Source organism: Nostoc flagelliforme FACHB-838, from assembly GCF_014698065.1.
GTDB classification, from domain to species: domain Bacteria; phylum Cyanobacteriota; class Cyanobacteriia; order Cyanobacteriales; family Nostocaceae; genus Nostoc; species Nostoc flagelliforme_B.
This window is the reverse complement of record NZ_JACJSI010000002.1, coordinates 1-18,631: the sequence shown is the minus strand read 5'-3', so window position 1 is coordinate 18,631 and position 18,631 is coordinate 1. Positions and strand designations below refer to the sequence as shown.

At 41.8% G+C, this 18,631-nt stretch carries 14 protein-coding genes; 9 read left to right on the top strand and 5 right to left on the bottom strand.

All coding sequences use genetic code 11. From position 1 onward, the window contains the following. Positions 1-699 precede the first annotated feature (699 nt). Positions 700-5,406, top strand: a complete 4,707-nt coding sequence (locus H6G97_RS01195) for a glutamate synthase-related protein (RefSeq protein WP_190938924.1) — start codon at positions 700-702, stop codon at positions 5,404-5,406. Between the two features lie 347 nt (positions 5,407-5,753). Next, complete coding sequence (locus H6G97_RS01190; protein ID WP_242054774.1) at positions 5,754-6,509, top strand: class I SAM-dependent methyltransferase; 756 nt, start codon at positions 5,754-5,756, stop codon at positions 6,507-6,509. Positions 6,510-6,683: 174 nt separating this feature from the next. Here the strand turns inward: H6G97_RS01190 and H6G97_RS01185 are convergent, their stop codons facing one another. After that, a complete protein-coding gene (locus H6G97_RS01185) occupies positions 6,684-7,592 on the bottom strand; it encodes a polysaccharide deacetylase family protein (protein WP_190938922.1) in 909 nt (302 codons plus the stop codon). Positions 7,593-9,186: 1,594 nt separating this feature from the next. On the opposite strand from H6G97_RS01185, the gene lepB reads away from it, so the two are divergent. After that, the gene (lepB, locus tag H6G97_RS01180; protein WP_190938921.1) at positions 9,187-9,759 is read left to right on the top strand and encodes a signal peptidase I; all 573 of its coding nucleotides are present in this window, start codon (positions 9,187-9,189) and stop codon (positions 9,757-9,759) included. A gap of 120 nt (positions 9,760-9,879) precedes the next feature. Here lepB and H6G97_RS01175 read toward each other — a convergent pair whose 3' ends face one another. Both H6G97_RS01175 and H6G97_RS01170 read right to left on the bottom strand, forming a co-directional pair. After that, on the bottom strand, positions 9,880-10,413 hold the full coding sequence (locus H6G97_RS01175; protein WP_190938920.1) for a ComEA family DNA-binding protein: 534 nt from the start codon (positions 10,411-10,413) through the stop codon (positions 9,880-9,882). A gap of 14 nt (positions 10,414-10,427) precedes the next feature. Continuing rightward, positions 10,428-10,802: an NINE protein gene (locus H6G97_RS01170; RefSeq protein ID WP_190938919.1), complete on the bottom strand. Its 375-nt coding sequence runs from the start codon at positions 10,800-10,802 to the stop codon at positions 10,428-10,430. A gap of 325 nt (positions 10,803-11,127) precedes the next feature. On the opposite strand from H6G97_RS01170, the gene H6G97_RS01165 reads away from it, so the two are divergent. Together H6G97_RS01165 and H6G97_RS01160 are read left to right on the top strand one after the other, a co-directional pair. After that, positions 11,128-12,060 (top strand): J domain-containing protein, encoded by a 933-nt coding sequence (locus tag H6G97_RS01165; RefSeq protein WP_190938918.1) that lies wholly within the window; start codon positions 11,128-11,130, stop codon positions 12,058-12,060. Between the two features lie 126 nt (positions 12,061-12,186). Beyond that, entirely contained in the window at positions 12,187-12,510 is a 324-nt protein-coding gene (locus H6G97_RS01160) for a DUF1825 family protein (RefSeq protein ID WP_190938917.1), read from the top strand. Between the two features lie 57 nt (positions 12,511-12,567). On the opposite strand, the gene H6G97_RS01155 is transcribed toward H6G97_RS01160, so the two are convergent. Continuing rightward, a complete protein-coding gene (locus tag H6G97_RS01155) occupies positions 12,568-14,493 on the bottom strand; it encodes a PBP1A family penicillin-binding protein (RefSeq protein WP_190938916.1) in 1,926 nt (641 codons plus the stop codon). Positions 14,494-14,666: 173 nt separating this feature from the next. Between H6G97_RS01155 and tyrS the strand changes: the two genes are divergently transcribed. Genes tyrS through H6G97_RS01140 form a run of 3 tightly spaced genes read left to right on the top strand, consistent with a single transcriptional unit; the run spans position 14,667 to position 17,350 of the window. Beyond that, entirely contained in the window at positions 14,667-15,857 is a 1,191-nt protein-coding gene (tyrS, locus tag H6G97_RS01150) for a tyrosine--tRNA ligase (protein WP_190938915.1), read from the top strand. A 21-nt stretch (positions 15,858-15,878) separates the two neighbouring features. Next, positions 15,879-16,610, top strand: a complete 732-nt coding sequence (gene pyrF, locus H6G97_RS01145; protein ID WP_190938914.1) for an orotidine-5'-phosphate decarboxylase — start codon at positions 15,879-15,881, stop codon at positions 16,608-16,610. Further along, a complete protein-coding gene (locus H6G97_RS01140) occupies positions 16,607-17,350 on the top strand; it encodes a hypothetical protein (protein WP_242054773.1) in 744 nt (247 codons plus the stop codon). Before pyrF ends, H6G97_RS01140 begins: the two co-directional genes overlap by 4 nt. A 75-nt stretch (positions 17,351-17,425) precedes the next feature. Here the strand turns inward: H6G97_RS01140 and H6G97_RS01135 are convergent, their stop codons facing one another. Further along, positions 17,426-18,352 carry a phosphotransferase gene (locus H6G97_RS01135; RefSeq protein WP_190938913.1) on the bottom strand — a complete coding sequence of 309 codons (927 nt, stop codon included), beginning with the start codon at positions 18,350-18,352 and terminating at the stop codon, positions 17,426-17,428. A gap of 117 nt (positions 18,353-18,469) precedes the next feature. On the opposite strand from H6G97_RS01135, the gene H6G97_RS01130 reads away from it, so the two are divergent. Next, the coding region (locus H6G97_RS01130; protein WP_190938912.1) for an IS630 transposase-related protein at positions 18,470-18,631 on the top strand (162 nt) is incomplete at its 3' end.

The following is an 18,631-nucleotide window of genomic DNA, read 5'->3' as shown; positions in this document are numbered from 1 at the left end:
TTTCTTTTTTAAAAAACATGGTATTATATATATTGGATAGTCATCTCTTTTAAAGAATAAGTAATTTATTTAGACGCTAAAGCTACTGCAATCAAGTGTTTTAACTAGCACTAATTCTAACTACACTATACACGGTAGTTTTGGTTGCCAAAACTGGGTTAGGATATTTGATCCTTGCCGAACGTTGCTAGTATTGCTATTTCAGTAAGAATTAGTTAAAAATAATACGTGCGGCAACTGGTAAGCAACAAAACTCCAGGCAATAACAAAAATATTTGGGAATTGTCAAATGGGTATATATTGTAATACGCTGATTTTATTGCTGGATCAGGACGATATTGGCTCTAAAACATAGTAAACATTTCAATTTTAGTGTTGTTTCAGATGAGCCGAAATAGGCTCTATGAGTAACTAGAGTGCATCTGGAAAAAGGGAATTGAGAAAATACTTAGCTTCACAATATAAAAAAGAAACTGTCAGGGCAAAAATAATGTCTTGGCGGAGGGAACTTGTGTAATAGCGCACAAATACATAAACAGCACGTAACTATTTTAACACGGGTGAACTAAGAAAGTAAAACCGAAGTTAAAATTTTTTTTCACTAAATTTCGGCGCTTATATATTTCTCCATCGCGGAATTTAAAAATTTTTCCCGTAAGTAGTGGCAAAATTGGTAACTCAATATTTCAGGAACAGGGTATGAATAATAAACCGATGAATCAAGACCAGAAAATCACAACGGACATAAATTCAAGAGATACCTATCAGGGGCAAAAGTGGTTAGTAGAGGAACGGGATGCCTGTGGTGTAGGTTTTATTGCTCATCGCCAAAATCATACCAGCCACGGAATTGTCGAAAAAGCCTTAGCTGCTTTAACCTGCTTAGAACACCGGGGAGGTTGTAGCGCCGATCAAGACTCTGGTGATGGTGCTGGAGTATTGACAGCTATCCCTTGGGAGTTATTTCAACAAGACTTTGCCGAAAGTGGAAAGGAACTTCCATCCATCAATAATATAGCTGTTGGGATGATCTTTCTACCACAAGACCAGGAAGCAGCGCAAAAAGCTAGAGCGGCAGTTGAGCAAGTAGCGACCGAAGAAAAATTGATTGTACTGGGTTGGCGAGTAGTGCCAGTGCAACCTGATTTACTAGGTGTACAAGCAAGAGAGAATCAACCCCAGATTGAACAGGTATTATTATCTTCTGTTGACAAAAGCGGCGATGAATTAGAACGGCAGCTGTACATTACCCGCCGCCGAATTAGTAAAGTTGCAACTAACATCTCAGAAGAATTTTATATTTGCTCGTTATCAAGTCGGACAATTGTCTATAAAGGCATGGTGCGTTCCGCTGTCTTGGGCAGCTTTTATGACGATTTAAAGAATCCAGCTTACAAAAGTGCCTTTGCTGTCTATCACCGCCGCTTTAGTACCAACACAATGCCCAAGTGGCCGCTAGCCCAACCAATGCGGCTTTTGGGGCACAACGGCGAAATCAATACTTTGTTGGGTAACATCAACTGGATGATGGCACGAGAAGCTAGCCTGAATCATCCTGTATGGAACGATCGCATTGAGGAACTCAAGCCATTAGTTCATATTGATAACAGCGACTCAGCTACTTTAGACAACGTAGTGGAATTGCTAGTTTGTTCTGGACGTAGCCCTTTGGAAGCCTTAATGATTATGGTTCCAGAAGCTTACCAAAATCAGCCTTCTTTACGTGAATCTCCAGAAATTGTTGATTTCTACGAATATTACAGTGGCTTGCAAGAAGCGTGGGACGGGCCAGCACTTTTAGTATTCAGCGATGGCAAAAAAGTTGGTGCAACTCTAGATCGTAATGGTTTAAGACCAGCTCGCTATGCGATCACCAAAGATGATTACATTGTTGTAGCTTCCGAAGCTGGTGTAGTGGACTTCCCAGAAGCCGATATTGTTGAGAAAGGTAGACTTGGCCCAGGGCAAATGATTGCCGTGGATTTAGAAAATCATGAAGTGCTGAAAAATTGGCAGATTAAGCAGCGCATCGCCAAGCAGCATCCTTATGGAGAATGGCTGCAACAGTACCGCCAAGAACTTAAACAAATTGTCAGCAGTCAATCGTCAAATGGAAATGGAAATGGACATCTGGCTGCTGAAAATGCTAATGGGCATAGTACAACTGACAAAATTAACGAGCAAACCTTGCTTCAGCGTCAAACAGCCTTTGGCTACACCACAGAAGATGTAGACATGGTAATTAAAGAAATGGCGATCGCAGGTTCAGAGCCGACTTTCTGCATGGGAGATGATATTCCTTTAGCAGTGCTGTCACAAAAGCCCCACCTGCTTTATGACTATTTCAAACAGCGCTTTGCTCAGGTGACGAACCCAGCGATCGATCCCCTACGGGAAAAGCTGGTAATGTCTCTGAAAGTCGAATTGGGTGAACGGGGCAACTTATTAGAACCCAAACCAGAATATGCTCGGAGATTGAAACTTGAGTCGCCAGTACTAACAGATGCTGAATTAGAGGCGGTTAAGCTGTCAGGATTTGCCACGGCTGAGTTGTCAACCCTATTTGCGATCGCCACTGGCCCAGAAGGATTGAAAGCAGCTGTACAGTCTTTACAAGCACAAGCAGCTGAATCAGTCCGAGCAGGCGCAAAGATTTTAATATTAAGCGATGCCTATAGCGAAGGGGTTAATGACAGTATCAACACAGAATATACCTACATTCCTCCTTTATTAGCAGTGGGTGCGGTGCATCACCATCTGATTCGTGAAGGGTTGCGAATGAAAACATCCCTGATTGTCAATACTGCTCAATGCTGGAGTACCCATCACTTTGCTTGTCTGATCGGCTATGGTGCTGGCGCAGTCTGCCCATACATGGCTTTGGACACGGTGCGTCATTGGTGGTCTGATCCCGGAACTCAAAAGTTAATGGGGGTGCAAAAAATTCCCGCCATCACCCTAGAACAAGCTTTAGGAAACTATCGCAAAGCAGTAGAGTCAGGTTTGCTAAAAATCCTCTCCAAGATGGGAATTTCTCTGCTCTCCAGCTATCAAGCAGCCCAAATCTTTGAAGCTATCGGTATCGGTGGAGATTTAATCGAGCTAGGATTCCGTGGTACGACTTCCCGCATTGGTGGTTTGAGTGTGAGCGAACTCGCTGCTGAAGTGCTTTCCTTCCACATTAAGGCTTTCCCAGAACTAACGACTAGGAAGTTAGAAAACCTGGGCTTTGTGCAATACCGTTCTGGCGGCGAGTATCACATGAATAGCCCAGAAATGGTTAAGGCGCTGCATAAAGCTTTAGATGGCAAAAACTACGACCACTACGAAGTTTATAAAAAGCATCTCCAAGGCAGACCAGTAACAGCCTTGCGTGACTTGCTAGACTTCCAAGGCGATTGCACCCCAGTTCCTCTAGAAGAAGTGGAATCGGTATATGAAATTGTCAAACGCTTCTGCACTGGCGGCATGTCTTTAGGCGCTTTGTCAAGAGAAGCCCATGAAACTTTAGCGATCGCCATGAACCGCATTGGCGGTAAATCGAACTCTGGGGAAGGCGGCGAAGACTCAGTGCGCTATACAGTTTTAGATGATGTAGACGAGTTTGGTCACTCGCCAACCCTACCTCATTTAAAAGGATTGCGGAATGGTGATAAAGCCTATAGTGCCATCAAGCAAGTTGCATCAGGACGCTTTGGTGTCACGCCAGAGTACCTCGTCAATGCCAAACAAATTGAAATCAAAATAGCCCAAGGTGCTAAACCTGGGGAAGGTGGACAGTTGCCAGGGCCCAAGGTAAGCCAATACATTGCGATGTTAAGGCGCTCCAAACCAGGTGTGACGCTGATTTCGCCACCACCGCACCATGATATTTATTCCATTGAAGACCTAGCACAACTAATTTTTGATCTCCACCAAATTAATCCCAAAGCAAAGGTGTCGGTGAAGCTAGTTTCAGAAGTTGGCATTGGCACGATCGCGGCTGGTGTAGCTAAAGCAAACGCTGATATCATCCAGATTTCTGGTCATGATGGTGGTACAGGTGCATCGCCACTCAGTTCAATCAAACATGCTGGTTCACCTTGGGAATTAGGTTTAACTGAAGTGCATCGCGTCTTGATGGAAAATGGCTTGCGCGATCGGGTGATTTTACGCGTAGATGGCGGACTCAAGAGTGGCTGGGATGTGGTAATAGGTGCATTGATGGGCGGTGAAGAATTCGGTTTCGGCTCCATCGCCATGATTGCCGAAGGCTGTATTATGGCGCGAGTTTGCCATAAGAATACTTGCCCTGTGGGTGTTGCTACTCAAAAAGAAGAACTCCGTAAGCGGTTTACGGGAATACCAGAACAAGTTGTTAACTTCTTCTACTTCATTGCCGAAGAAGTGCGTAGTTTGTTAGCCCGACTTGGCTACCGTTCTTTGTCAGAAATCATTGGACGTGCAGATTTGTTAAAACTGCGCCAAGAGGCAAAACTCACCAAAACCCAATCATTGAATCTCGATTGTTTACTTCAGCTACCAAATAGCAGAGACAATCGTAGCTGGTTAGTGCATGAAGAAGTTCACAGCAATGGCGCGGTTTTAGATGACAAGATGCTTGCCGATGCCGATATTCAGACTGCCATTCGGGATCAGTCCACTGTCACCAAGACTTACCCTATTATCAATACTGACAGAACAGTAGGCACAAGATTAGCGGGTGCGATCGCTTCTCAATATGGTGATAGTGGCTTTGAAGGACAAATTAATCTCAACTTCACAGGCAGTGTTGGGCAAAGCTTTGGTGCTTTCAACCTCCCCGGCATAATTCTGTCCCTTGAAGGGGAGGCAAACGACTACGTAGGTAAAGGGATGCATGGTGGTGAAATCATCATCAAACCTCCAACTGATGCTACCTATAACGCATCACAAAACGTGATAGTTGGCAATACCTGCCTCTATGGTGCTACTGGTGGCATATTATTTGCCAACGGTTTAGCAGGAGAGCGTTTTGCTGTAAGAAACTCCAAAGGCATAGCAGTGATTGAAGGCGCTGGGGATCACTGCTGCGAATATATGACTGGTGGTGTGATTGTCGTCCTCGGCAAAGTAGGACGTAACGTATCAGCTGGAATGACTGGTGGACTGGCATACTTCTTGGATGAAGACGACTCATTTCGTGAGTTAGTCAACCCGGAAATTGTCAAAATACAACGGGTGATTACAGAAGTAGGTGCAAAGCAACTGCAAGAGTTAATCCAAATTCATGCACAACGTACTGGTTCACCAAAGGCAAAGAAAATTCTGCAAAACTGGCAAGAATTTTTGCCGAAATTCTGGCAGTTGGTTCCGCCTTCTGAAGCTGATAGTCCAGAAGCTAATCCTGAAAAAACAACTGAGTTCAGTTTAGTAAGCAGTCATTAGTAACTGTAACCGTTCTCATACTCTGTCTTCAGGTATTCTCCCATTGGAGAAGTTGTACAAACAGGTACTCTGCGAAAATCCCTTTGGATGCCCAAAGCATTCCCCTGAATTTACCTCAAGAGCGTAAAGAGAAATATATTCCCCCTAAAAAAGGGGGAATATTCACTAACGGATTCACAGATGGACTTGAGATTATGGCAACAAAAGTGACTAAACAATTAAATCCTGTGAAAGTCCAAGTAATAAAGTTGATATCAGCACTGTCTTGAAATCTACCTAATTGGGTATAGAAGGCATTATCTAAATACTGGTAAACTGACGTAGAAATGTTTGCTAACAAATAGAATTTGTCTCTCAAAATGTTGATAGAAGAGCAAGCTCCAGATCGGAAAACTTCTGAAGAAGAACGTTTCCAGGATGATTATTATTCATACTTTGAATCTCCTGAAAATGCTACCCGATACACACCATCAGTTTGGTATCTTGATGAGATTTTTAAGCAACATTCATTCTCGTTGTTAGATTTAGGATGTGGCAATGGGGCTTTGAACAAATATCTACCTGAGCGATGTGACTATCTTGGAATAGACCACAGTGAAGGTGCGATTCAATACTGTTCAAAACTGTACCCCAACCAGAAATTTACTACCAAAGATTTATCGGTAGCACTGCCAGAATTAGCTTCAAAAAATCAAAGATTTGATGCCGTTGTGCTAGCTGGCTTGCTATTTCATAATGTTGATAAGGAAACACTAGAACCAAATAACGATCAAGAACTTGTTCAATTTTGTTTAGACAAACTAATAAGCAACAAAGGATATTTGGTGCTTATTATACCTTTTGCTTATGGCAATCATCCATCCCATAATCTGTATGTTCGGGCAGAATGGCTGCAAAAATTGGTAGAAAAATTGCTGCAAGATGTAAAGGCAGAAATCGTTTACGAGAATATTTCCCTACAAATTGGCTTAGATAAAAAGGTTCGACAGCAGAAGACTACTCCTGACTGGTTTGTTGCCGATAGCACTACTGACTATTCTAACAAGTATGCTGGAACATATATGGCAACTTGGACAGTGATTGCCTCTCCATCACCGGGTTAAACTGTCATCTGAATAGCCAAGATTATTCATCAACTTAAAAGTTTACTTGTTCTTTAGTTTTGCACTAATAAATAGTCTAAACTCCAGTCACAAATAATGCATCTAAAGCAAAAAATATAATTTTATTAGTTGTTAGCTAATTACTATTGAGTAATTATCCATAATTAATAATAATTATTTTTTGTTAGCAAGCAACTTTTGGTCTGTATCTTCCATTTCTAGAAGTTCTGGGATAGTCACAAAGCGATATCCTTGCTTTTTAAGGTTGCTAATAATTTCTGGTAAAGCTTGCACAGTTCTGGAACGATTACCACCGCCATCATGCATTAGCACAATCCCACCAGGTTTAGAGTCTTTAATCACGTTATTAATCAACTTTGGTACAGTTGGTAACTTGTAGTCCGTGGAGTCAGCCGACCACATCACCACAGCATACTTTTGTCCTTTAGCATAAGCAGATAATCCATTGTGCAAAATGCCACCAGGCGGTCGGAACAGATTTGTTTTGACACCTGTAACTTGATAAATTAGGTCTGTTGTGCGATCAATTTCAAAAGCGGCTGCTTGCGGATTAAAGGAGTGATACCAGTGATGCCAAGTATGGTTGGCAATTACGTGACCTTGAGCAACGATCTGTCTTCCTAACTCTGGATAATTTTTGAGATTCTGCCCGACGACAAAAAACGTCCCTTTAATATTATTTGATTTCAGAATATTTAACACTTGCTCTGTGGTTTGAGGCCAAGGGCCATCATCAAAAGTGAGAGCAATCACTTTTTCACCCTGAGTAAGTTTTGCAGCCTTGATTATTTCCCCTTGAAAACGTGATGGTATCGGGTAGGCTAGACCCTTTGTTTGTGCTTCTTGCTGCCAACTTGTAAGCATCACCGCCCTTAGTTTCTCAATACGCTGCTGAGTTCCTACATTTGCAGATACATCCTTAACATTTATAGTTGGTCTACTCTGAGCCTCCGAAGTATTTGGCCTTAAAAGCATCATGAAAGCAAGGCTAAAAACACCACATAAGGCAAGCAGCGCAATTAATATTCCTTCTGGCCACAGAAACGATTTATTGTTTTCCACCTCATAGCTCCTTCAAAGATCGAACCATCAACCACAGTTATGACGGTAAGTAATAGCACATTTTATTTAAATATTTAGATGCCAGTTGCTTTCTGGTAATTATGAAAACTAAAATTGGGACTAACGGAAATTCAGAATTAGAAGACAGACTATATTGCTTTAACTGAAATCTAGATACTCTAGATTAGAGCGATCAATACTTGGTACTGCTGAATGTCAAACCACTCATGCAGGGCAAGCAAGCTTAGTACTTCCACATTCTTACCGCTAGCTCTAAGAAGGAGCATAATCAGATAATTAACCACACCCCAAAATCCTTTTAATAGGAGTTATGAATTAGTCGCTGTTTTCCACTTCATCTTTAAGGCAGTATTATCCTTTGAAGTTTTATCAGTTTGCAAATAATATCAACTAAGCTGTTGTACCTACAGTTTGCATTTTTTGCAGACTGTAGTTTTCATAACCAGACTTTCTGATAAGAAAGTTGTATGATTTGCGACTTAGTGAGTTATTTGATTAACATACAAAACTAGTTCTAAGGGACAGTGTATCTTTCAAAAAAGATTTTAGTAAACTATTAGTTTCCATTCTTGATAAGATATATTTTACTGCCTGCTGCCATTGCTTCCTTTTGAAGAAAAAATTAAATTTTCAACTGACAGTATGTTACTTGCACTTTCTATGAAATATACCAGACGAAAATTGATTCAATATAGTTTCTCATTGCCAAGGGGCACTTATTCGTTAATCTAAATACTTTTGACTAATTGAGCAAAAATAATTCTATTGGGAGTTTAGTTCTTTTTTCGATCCTAATACTTCATCCTAAATTGCTAGTACCTACCTGTCTGTTAATACTCTTCCCAATCGCCAAAGAGATTTATATCTTAATTAATAGTACAATTTAATATTCACTGTCACCGTGCAATTACTGAAGTTAATCACATAGTATATAAGTAAATTGTTAAAATTTGATTCTAATTAAGATGCTATCTATTTATTGAACCATTAAACTCTAAAGTTAAATGTAAAATTTTTTACTAATGGTGTTTTAGCAGCTAATTTTTTGTATTGAAAAATACATTTAAATAACAGTAAATTTACGTAATATAACTTAACAATACATATCAAAATATATTTTCTTGCGACTTAGCCTTTAACAAGGCTGCCCTTTGCTTTTTTCAGTAAAGTGAGGCAGATATTGTTAGAGATGGAGTAAACTCTTTTGCCACCTAACGACCAATTTTCTGCTCAAAGAAAAGACTGATTGGCTGTATCAATTTACCAGCTGTTAACTAACTTTTTTAGCAGAAGGAAGCAAAGCCTTAAATCGTCTCATAACTTGCCTTATAATTACAACAATTAGAATGAATATTTTTAATTATCTATTTAGGAATCGTAATCATTAGCTTATATTGCCTTAAGCAGGCCATAGTCTCTTCACAGTACTTTTGCTTATCTTGGGTAGATGCGCTAAGTGTATTATTTAATATATGTAGGGGTTGAACTTAAACCCAGATTTCCTATTAATATACCTTTTGAGTCAAAATAATCAAGGTATTTGTCTCACTTCTGAAACTGGCTAGAAACTTTTATGATTCCTCACGAAAGTGATGCAAAAGAAGAGCGTGCGTCGTTAAAAATATGGCGTAATTGGCAAGAAAATCTGATTTTAATTGCGATCGCATTGTGTTTGGCATTCCTGATCAGGACTTTTATCGCTGAACCCCGTTATATACCTTCTGACTCGATGTTGCCCACTTTACATACAGGCGATCGCTTAGTAGTTGAAAAAATCTCTTACCATTTTCACCCTCCCATAACTGGGGATATTATTGTTTTTCAGCCACCCGCAGAACTACAACGTCGAGGATATCCCAAAGATCAAGCTTTCATCAAGCGGGTTATTGGCAAACCTGGTGAGGTAATTAGTGTTGCTTTTGGTAAAGTCTACCTTAACGGTCAACCCTTGGCAGAAGACTACATCGCTGAACCCCCAAATCAGCCATATCAACCAGTAAAAGTCCCAGAAAATGAGTTTTTTGTCATGGGAGATAACCGCAACGATAGTAATGACTCTCGCTATTGGGGCTTTTTACCCAGAAAAAATGTCATCGGTCGAGCAACGTTTCGCTTTTGGCCTCTCGATCGCATTGGGTTCATTTAATCAATTTTGGATTTTAGATTTTTCTTTCAATCCAAGTTGCGCTATGAGCGCACCAAAGGTTCGACTCAAAACCTAAAATTGCCAGAGTTAGGAGTTATTTTAAGACTTCTAACTTTTCACTTAAAACGTTAAATAATACATCATCTGAGCGATCGCATCACCAGTTAACTCCAGCCGTCGCTGGAAATCAGCTAGGTTACGGTAAGGCCCGGCTGATTGCCGATTTTGCACCACTGCTTGCGCCAGAGACAAATCTATAAATGGAATTTGTACTAATTTTTCAACGGTTGCTGCATTTGGATTAACTAAATGCGTCGGATTTTCTAAAGATTCGTGGTCATAGTAAATAAAATTCAGCAGAGGCTTTAATGGTTCCAGGCGTGGCGCTGGCATACCTAAAGCCGCAGCGATATCTTCAATACAGTAAAACTTCACACCCGAACGCGAAAGTTCTACAAGCGATCGCGCTTGGTGAATTGACAACCCTGGTAGGCGTAACCAATCATCTACAGTCGCTTGATTAGCATCAATGCGGATACCTAATTTAGCCGCTATCTGAATTTCTTCCCCAGATTGTAAACGATAGTAGGGATCGTTGAGGAGTTTGGCGCGGAGTTTTTGCAGCTTGGAGTTCAAAGGTAGCCAGTTATTCATGATTGTTGCTTACCTCAAGAAATCTGGTCTAGCAATTGGCGGCGCTTTTGTTCAAATTCATACTCTGAAATCAGTCCATCCTGGCGCAGAGCATCTAATTCACGCATTGCGTCAGCGATCGCTCCTACCTGATTAATTACCTTTTGTGAGTTCCTTGCTGCTGACTTGCCTAGATTAAAATTACGATCAAAAGCTTCCTCGTCTTGAGCTAAATACCAAACTCCCTCAATGGCACTAGCTACTTTGGGGATGGGTGTCCATGAAAGCAACACATACAAAATACCCCACAAAGGCTGTCCCAGGTAGAATTTATGTAATCCTGAAATTGTCAGTGTGCCAGAAAAAGCTAAAACAGCGGCAACACTTCGGCTTTTACGCTTAGTCAACATATTGTTAACGAATATATCAATACCATAGTTTCCACAATAAGACAGCCGAAAGGCATATTCAACAATTCAAAATTCCATAAGTTTGCGTAGCATCTCGTAGACAAGAAAAGTAATTTTAGTCAACATCCTGACTTATTGGCAAATTTTTAATGATTAGTGTCCATATAAATTTATTTTAGTCAACTACCCCAGCTTGCCCTTCGGACTTTTGGGTGGAAAATCCCACAAATTAGTATTTGAAGAAATTTGAGTAAGTTTCACATGACAGTGCATTGAACTTTGATGCTAATTTTAAGTTTTTAACGAATGGATCTAGATTACTACCATGTCACAGACCTTCCTCCCGCCAGAATGGCTTAAACAGCTTTGTGATCCTTACGCTGTGCTAGGAATTTCTGTAAGTGCTGATGATCGCCAGATTTTTAAACGCTATCACACTTTAGCGAAATTGCTCCATCCCGATCGCTATGCTAAAAGCTACGATTCAGACGAAGAGTTGGCAATGGCAATATTTAGCCGTTTAATCAATCCAGCTTATGAACAACTGAAACATCGACACAAGCGCTTGATTGCGATCGCTATGCTGCGATCGGATGCAAGAGTCTTACAGCAGAAAGCTTTGTGTGTTCAAAGTGCCATAGCTGAGGAAATTATGGAAATGTCTCCACCCCAAGCAGAATTGTTTTACGAAGAAGCGATCGCCTGCTATGCAGAAGCTCAATACAAATCACTCCATCAGTCTTATCAGGTTACACAACAAATTAGAATACTGAATTTAGTTTACTTACAGTTGCAGAAACCTGACCTGTTCCCGCCCCAAAAAGCTGTTCGCATCATCCCGGAAGTAGAGATCAAGCCAATTGAATTAACATTAGATCAAAAAACTAATGTTAAACCACTTTTGGCAAACTACGCTCAACGTCATTACCAGCGAGCGATTGAGTACGTCAGACTAGCCAACTGGGCCCTAGCCGTGCAAGAACTGCGCGATGCCATCAAATTAGAGCCAAATAACAGCAACTATTATGCTTTATTAGGTTTGGTACATCTCAAACAGAAATTTATCGGTATGGCTAGGGTTTACATCCGTCAAGCATTAAAACTTAACCCACAAGATTCACTAGCCCTGAAATACGCTCCCGGACTAAAAATTAAACCGGGTGAAAACACTGATCCTAAATCAATGGCTAAAGCTCTAAGTATTGCGGCTTTATTAAGTCGATTTAACGAGGGGAAACGTTCTCAAGTCAAGTGTTGAAATTTCGGTAACAAACCGTACTAAAACCGAAGCTTTGTGACTAGGTTACTCCCCTAGACTAAAATAATAAATAGAAGTAAAACTATTAAGCTACTGGGTCTGGGCGCTCAGTTTAATATAAGCAATATGGGATTCTTCGATTCTGAGATAGTTCAGCAAGAAGCAAAACAGCTGTTTGAGGATTATCAAGCGCTGATCAAACTTGGCAACGACTACGGCAAATTTGACCGCGAAGGCAAAAAGCTGTTTATTGAGCAAATGGAAACCATGATGGATCGGTATCGCATCTTTATGAAGCGTTTCGAGTTATCAGAAGATTTCATGGCACAAATGACAGTAGAACAGCTGAAAACACAACTAGGTCAGTTCGGTGTCACTCCACAGCAGATGTTTGACCAAATGCACCTCACTTTAGAACGGATGAAAGCCGAGCTAGAAAAACAAACCTAGTCGATTTTAGATTTTGGATTGGCAATTAATCCAAAATCCAAAATCCAAAATTCAAAATTATTGTGACTTAGGACGAGAAAACTGTGAAGGTGGCTTGAAGTTTTCTACTGGTACGTTCTTAAGTGCCTTTTCCATAAAATCTTTCCAGATGGGAGCAACCATACCGCCACCTGTAGCACGGCTAGCTAATTGTCTGTTGTCGTCCCTCCCTACCCAAACAGCGGTGGTTAACTGTGGCACAGTACCAACATACCAAATATCTTTTTCTGAGGAAGTTGTACCTGTCTTACCAGCACTTGGACGAGGTATTGCAGCACCTTTACCTGTACCATTAGTAACTACCGTTCGCATCACATCGATAATGGCTGCCGATGCCCAAGGGTCTAAAACTAGCTGGGGTTTAGGAGTGTTATCTAATAACACGTTACCACTACTATCGGTGACGCGCGCTATTACAGTAGGTGGGGATTGCCAGCCATAATTAGCAAAGGTAGCATAGGCACTAGCCATTTCTAGAGGAGTCATACCAATTGCACCCAGAGGTAGGGAGGTAACTGGTTCCATCGGACTCATGATGCCCAAGGTACGGCAAGTTTCGATCACTCTATTCATGCCAATAGCTTTACCAATCTTGATCACGGGAATGTTGCGTGATTGGGCCAAAGCTGTGCGGATTGGCATCGGGCCGCTAAAACCCCCATCATAATTTCTGGGAAAGTACCGGCCATTACCATCTTGATAGCTAACTGGAGAATCTACCACCGTTGAGTCTGGCCCATATTTACCAGTAGCAAAAGCAGCATAGTAAACAAACGGTTTAAAAGAAGATCCGGGCTGGCGTTGAGCTTGAGTTGCACGATTGAATTCACTAACCTTGGGATCTACACCGCCCACTAGTGCTTTAATAAAATGCGTGCGTGGGTCAATTGCTACTAAAGCGATTTGGTTCTTAGATAATCCCTGCCCAAGCAGTGATTTATGCCACTTACCGACAGTTTCCTCTGCCATGATTTGGAATTTGGCATCAACTGTAGTTTGCACCCGCATCCCGCCTTTAAGTAGTGTTTCACGCCCAAACTTCTTAGCCAACTCTTGAGCTACAGTGTTGGTTACATAAGGTAGGGCACTACCTTGAAAGGATTTGATTCTACCAAGTTTGATTTCTTGCTTGAGGGCATTGTCGTACTCTGACTGGTTAATCCAGTTCAATTCCAGCATCCGTCCCAGCACTTCTTTTTGTTTCTGTTTTGCCAGTTTCATGCTCGCAAACGGGCTAAATTCTTCTGGTGCTTGGATCAAACCCGCCATCATTGCCGACTCACCCAAGCTTAAATATTCTGCTGACTTATTAAAGTAACTGCGGGCTGCGGTTTGTACACCATAATTGTTATGACCCCAATAAACTTGATTGAGGTACATTTCTAATATTTGGTCTTTGGTAAGAATTTGCTCTAACCGGATTGCCAGCACCCCCTCGGCTAACTTACGGGTAAAGGCACGCTTGCGAGATAAAAATAGGTTTTTTACCAACTGCATAGTAACAGTAGAGCCACCCTCTTTGACTCCACCTGCTACAGTGTTAACTACTACAGCACGGCCAACACCAGTGGGGTTAATACCGTGGTGATCGTAGAAGTGGCTATCTTCACTTGCTAATACTGCCCGTTTTAAATTCGGGGAAATCCTATCTAGGGGTACGACTTCTCGGTTGGCTTCCCCGTGGATACTCGTTAAAAGTTTGCCTTTAAGGTCATAGATGTAAGTTGTTTCTGAGGGGAAAAAATTACGTAGCTGTCTCACATCTGGCAAATTACGGAAACTAATCGCTAAACCAACCAGTCCTCCGGCTACAATGGAACTTGCCAGCATGGTGATTGAGAGGAGTGTACCGCCAGTTACCTGACCGACTCCTTTCAAAAACTCAAAACCTGATGAAGCCTGATGTTGTGGCTGTTTGTTTTCAAAAGTCCTAGACGACGACACGGCGGTTTCACTTCCTCACTTGTAAATTTAACTGTAATTGATTGGGCGAAGCAAGGCGGTTAATTTTTTGCAATTATAGTAGTTTGGCAGATGAGAAAGTGGATAAATTGCAAGTGGTTATAACCAACTTAACTTCTAGTGTGCAAAACATAGCTAATAATGAGTCTCTTAAAATGACGCCAGATTTTGCTTGGCTGCGTCGTGGTGTAGTAGAAGTTTTCCCACAATCAGTTGATGTTAACAGCGAAAGTCTAGAAAGACTCTTACTAACTACAAACCAACCTTTGAGGATCAAATTGGGGATTGACCCTACAGGTACTGATATTCATCTTGGTCATAGCATACCAGTACGAAAACTGCGAGGATTTCAAGATGCAGGTCATACAGCAGTTTTAATTATTGGTGATTTTACAGCGCGTATCGGCGATCCGACTGGTAAATCTGAAGTGCGTCGTCAGCTGACAGAAGCAGATGTCGCTCAAAATGCTCAGACTTATCTTGACCAAGTACGTCCTATCTTGGATTTTGACACACCAGGAAGGTTAGAGGTGCGTTATAACTCCGAATGGCTCTCTAAGCTCAACTTAGAGAAAATTTTGGAGTTACTCTCCACGATGACGGTAGGGCAGATGTTGGCGAAGGAAGGATTTGCCGATCGCTATAAAAAAGAGAATCCGATTTTTATCCATGAGTTCCTGTACCCGTTAATGCAAGGTTTTGATTCGGTTGCAGTTGAGGCAGATGTGGAATTAGGTGGCACTGATCAGAAATTTAACATTGCTGTAGGCAGAGATTTGCAGCGCCATTTTGGTCAAAAGCCCCAATTTGGAATGCTGTTGCCAATTTTGATTGGCACGGATGGCGTGCAAAAAATGTCTAAGTCTTTAGGTAATTATATCGGATTGTCAGAACACCCAGGACAAAAGTATCAAAAGTTGCAAGGAGTTCCCGATCATCTGCTGTCACAGTATTTTGAACTGTTGACGGATTTACCTTTGGACAAACTGCCAGAAAATCCCCGCGATCGCCAGACACTTTTAGCATGGGAAGTTGTTAAGCAGTATCACGGCGAAAAAGCAGCCCAAGAAGCGAAAGAAGCCGCCCAAAGCGGTGGTAAGGAAGGTGCAGTTCCAGAATTTTCTTTAGCTGATGTGCAACAATTTCCTACTAAGTTAGCGTATATTCTCAATGCCACTGGCTTGTGCAAAAGTACAGGCGAAGGAAAGCGGAAAATTCAGGAGGGTGGAGTGCGCTTAGATGGTGATCGCATTAGTGATATTGATACTACTTTTGCTTCTCTTGCTGAGTTACAAGGTAAGGTTTTACAAGTTGGGAAAAATAAGTTTGTGCGTTTAGTGCCTTAAATGGGAAATGGGGAGTGGGAAATGGGGAATGGTGAACAGGCAGAACAACGAGTTATTGTGGCATTAGATGTACCAGATGAACAAAGTGCGATCGCTCTTACAGATCAGCTACCGCAAGTAGTTTGGTGGAAAGTCGGTTTAGAGTTGTTTACCAGTACTGGCCCGAAAATTCTGGAAGTGTTAAAGTCTCGGCAAAAGCGCATTTTCTTAGATTTAAAGTTTGATGATATTCCCAATACCGTTGCTGGTGCTTGCCGGAGTGCAGCTAGATACGGAGTGGATTTACTGACAATTCATGCTACTGCTGGTAGAGATGCCCTGAAAGCCGCAACTGAGGCGGCACAGGAAGGAGCTACAAAAGCAGGTGTAGAACCACCAAAGTTAATTGCGATTACCCTGCTAACGAGCATTTCTGCTCGGCAGTTGGCATTTGATTTAAAAATACCCCTAGAATTGCCAGAATATGCTTTAGAAATGGCCCTGCTGGCTCAGGAATCTGGTTTGGATGGGGTAGTTTGTTCGCCTCAAGAGGTGGCACAGCTACGACAAACTTGTGGAAATGACTTTTTGCTAGTTTGTCCGGGGATTAGACCAACTTGGGCTGATATTGGCGATCAAAAGCGATCGCTTACCCCAGCACAAGCAATTATTGCAGGTGCAGATTATCTCGTGATTGGTCGTCCCATCACTACTGCTACTGAGCCGGAGTTAGCCTGGAAGAGGATTTCTGAGGAGTTAACCACGGTGGCATGAAGCTAAAAGTCAGTGAGAAACTGGGGAATAGGTTGCAGGGTGTTGGGGAGAAAAATCTTACCTCTTCGCTTAAGAAGAAAAATTATAGTTGGCTTTTAGCTTGTGGCTTCTGGGTTTTAGTATCAAATAGCCTTGCTTACCCAGCGTTCTCTACAAATCTCACCCTCAAACCCTCTGCGCTAGCAGAAAAGGAAAATGTTAACGACGGGGCGAAGTCTTTATGTTCTGAGCAAAATTTAGAAACATTAACTATACAGCTACTGCAAGATTTACCTAGTTATACTAATCGCGCTAGTCAACGCGCCCGTCGCCTCAGAAGAAGCAGTGATGTTTACAGTTATATGCTAGTGGCAGGAAGACCTGAGTTTACTCCTTTGCCCCTTAACCTTGAAGAATATAGTGCAGACGTTTCTAAAAGTTCTGCATCAGGAGTTGAGCAAGTTTTCTTTACTACCTTAGAGCGGCAGTACATAGGAAAGAAAGCGGTAGAATTGCAGGAATTCCACTGGTTATTGTTGACTAAAACTAAAATTGGTTGGCGTTTAGTGATGATGTTTTCTCAAATTGGTTCTTATTCAGGACAACAGCCAATATCTCCGCCACGCGATAGTAGTAAGGGTACTGTTGCCCAAGGAGTTGAAACTTGGTTACGCGATTGTCAAGCTGGAAGTGTACAACAGATCCGTACTGTGAATATAAGAGACAAAATTGAAAAAGAGTTAAGGGAGCAAGGGAGATAGAACAGAAAGGGATTTGACTTTGCCTGCCTCTTCGTTGAACTTCGTCGAACTCATTTTAATATAAAAGCAGAATAGCTATAACTCGAACAAAAATGGCTCGCCTTCAAGATATTTGCTACAGAGCTTTTGTGTAACGTAGGGTAAAGTTTCTAACAAGTAATCGTGTTCATTTGGCTGTGACACGAAAAAAGCAAAATTATCTACAGTTGCTGCCAGAAAGAATGCCTCCAAAATACTTTGATACTCATCAGGCAGTTGGCGCACGCTTTGATAGCCACTGAGGAACGCTCTCCGGTTTTCGGGAAGCAGATGGAGCAGTGTATGAGCAATGTCATAAAGGTAGTAGCCGAAGCCACAACAGGAAAAGTCGATGGCCCGTGCTTCACCTGCATAAAAAATGTAATTATTTTCATTCAGGTCTGCGTGAATCAAACCCCAATTGGTGTATGTTTTTTCCAGTGCTGTCATCACATTACTAATTCGCTGAACCACACTCTCAAGCACAGCGAAATCAATAACAGATATCGTTCCAGCATCTACTAGCGATCGCAACTTCATGAGTGAGCCGTGCAGTTGCTCCCAGTCGTATTTTGGTCGCATGAAACCTAAAGGTAATTCCCAAAGGCTGGTGTGCTGGTGTAACTGAGCCATAAGTTCCCCCACTCGCCTGGACTGCATCGGTGTAGGTTCGATGTCAAGAGGGAAACCATCAACCCACCTTAATAGTGTACAGTTGAGCTTTTCGCTGGTGTCATCAATTGCTATAGAGGTAATGAAACTGCCACTAAGGTTTTGTATGGGGTACGGTACAACCAAATTGGTATCTTGATGCAACGCGGTAAGCCATAAGAGTTCTGACTCAATGACGGCATATTGTTGCCAGATGCGATCGCGGAACTCAGCGATCGGATAATGGATACGGAGGAGAAATAACGTTAGCTCATCACATTCTCCAGATGTAGCAAAATTTTGATGATTCCGAGTGTCAACGCGAAAGGTCACATTTTCGCTATGACCCAAAAATACTATAGCAAGCGCCAAGGCGGTTAGGACAAACAGTATAATTAGTGAGTAAAGTAAAACTAGATACAGATGAAGCGTTCAGCTCAAGGAAAGCTCATGCCAAAACCTTACAGTTACGACTTACGCCAGAAGGTAATTCAGGCAATAGAGTTAGACGGGATGAACAAAACGGAAGCAGCGCAAGTTTTTCAAATCAGTCGAAACACAATCAACCTATGGCTGCAACGAAAAGCCAGCACTGGAGATTATCAAGCATTA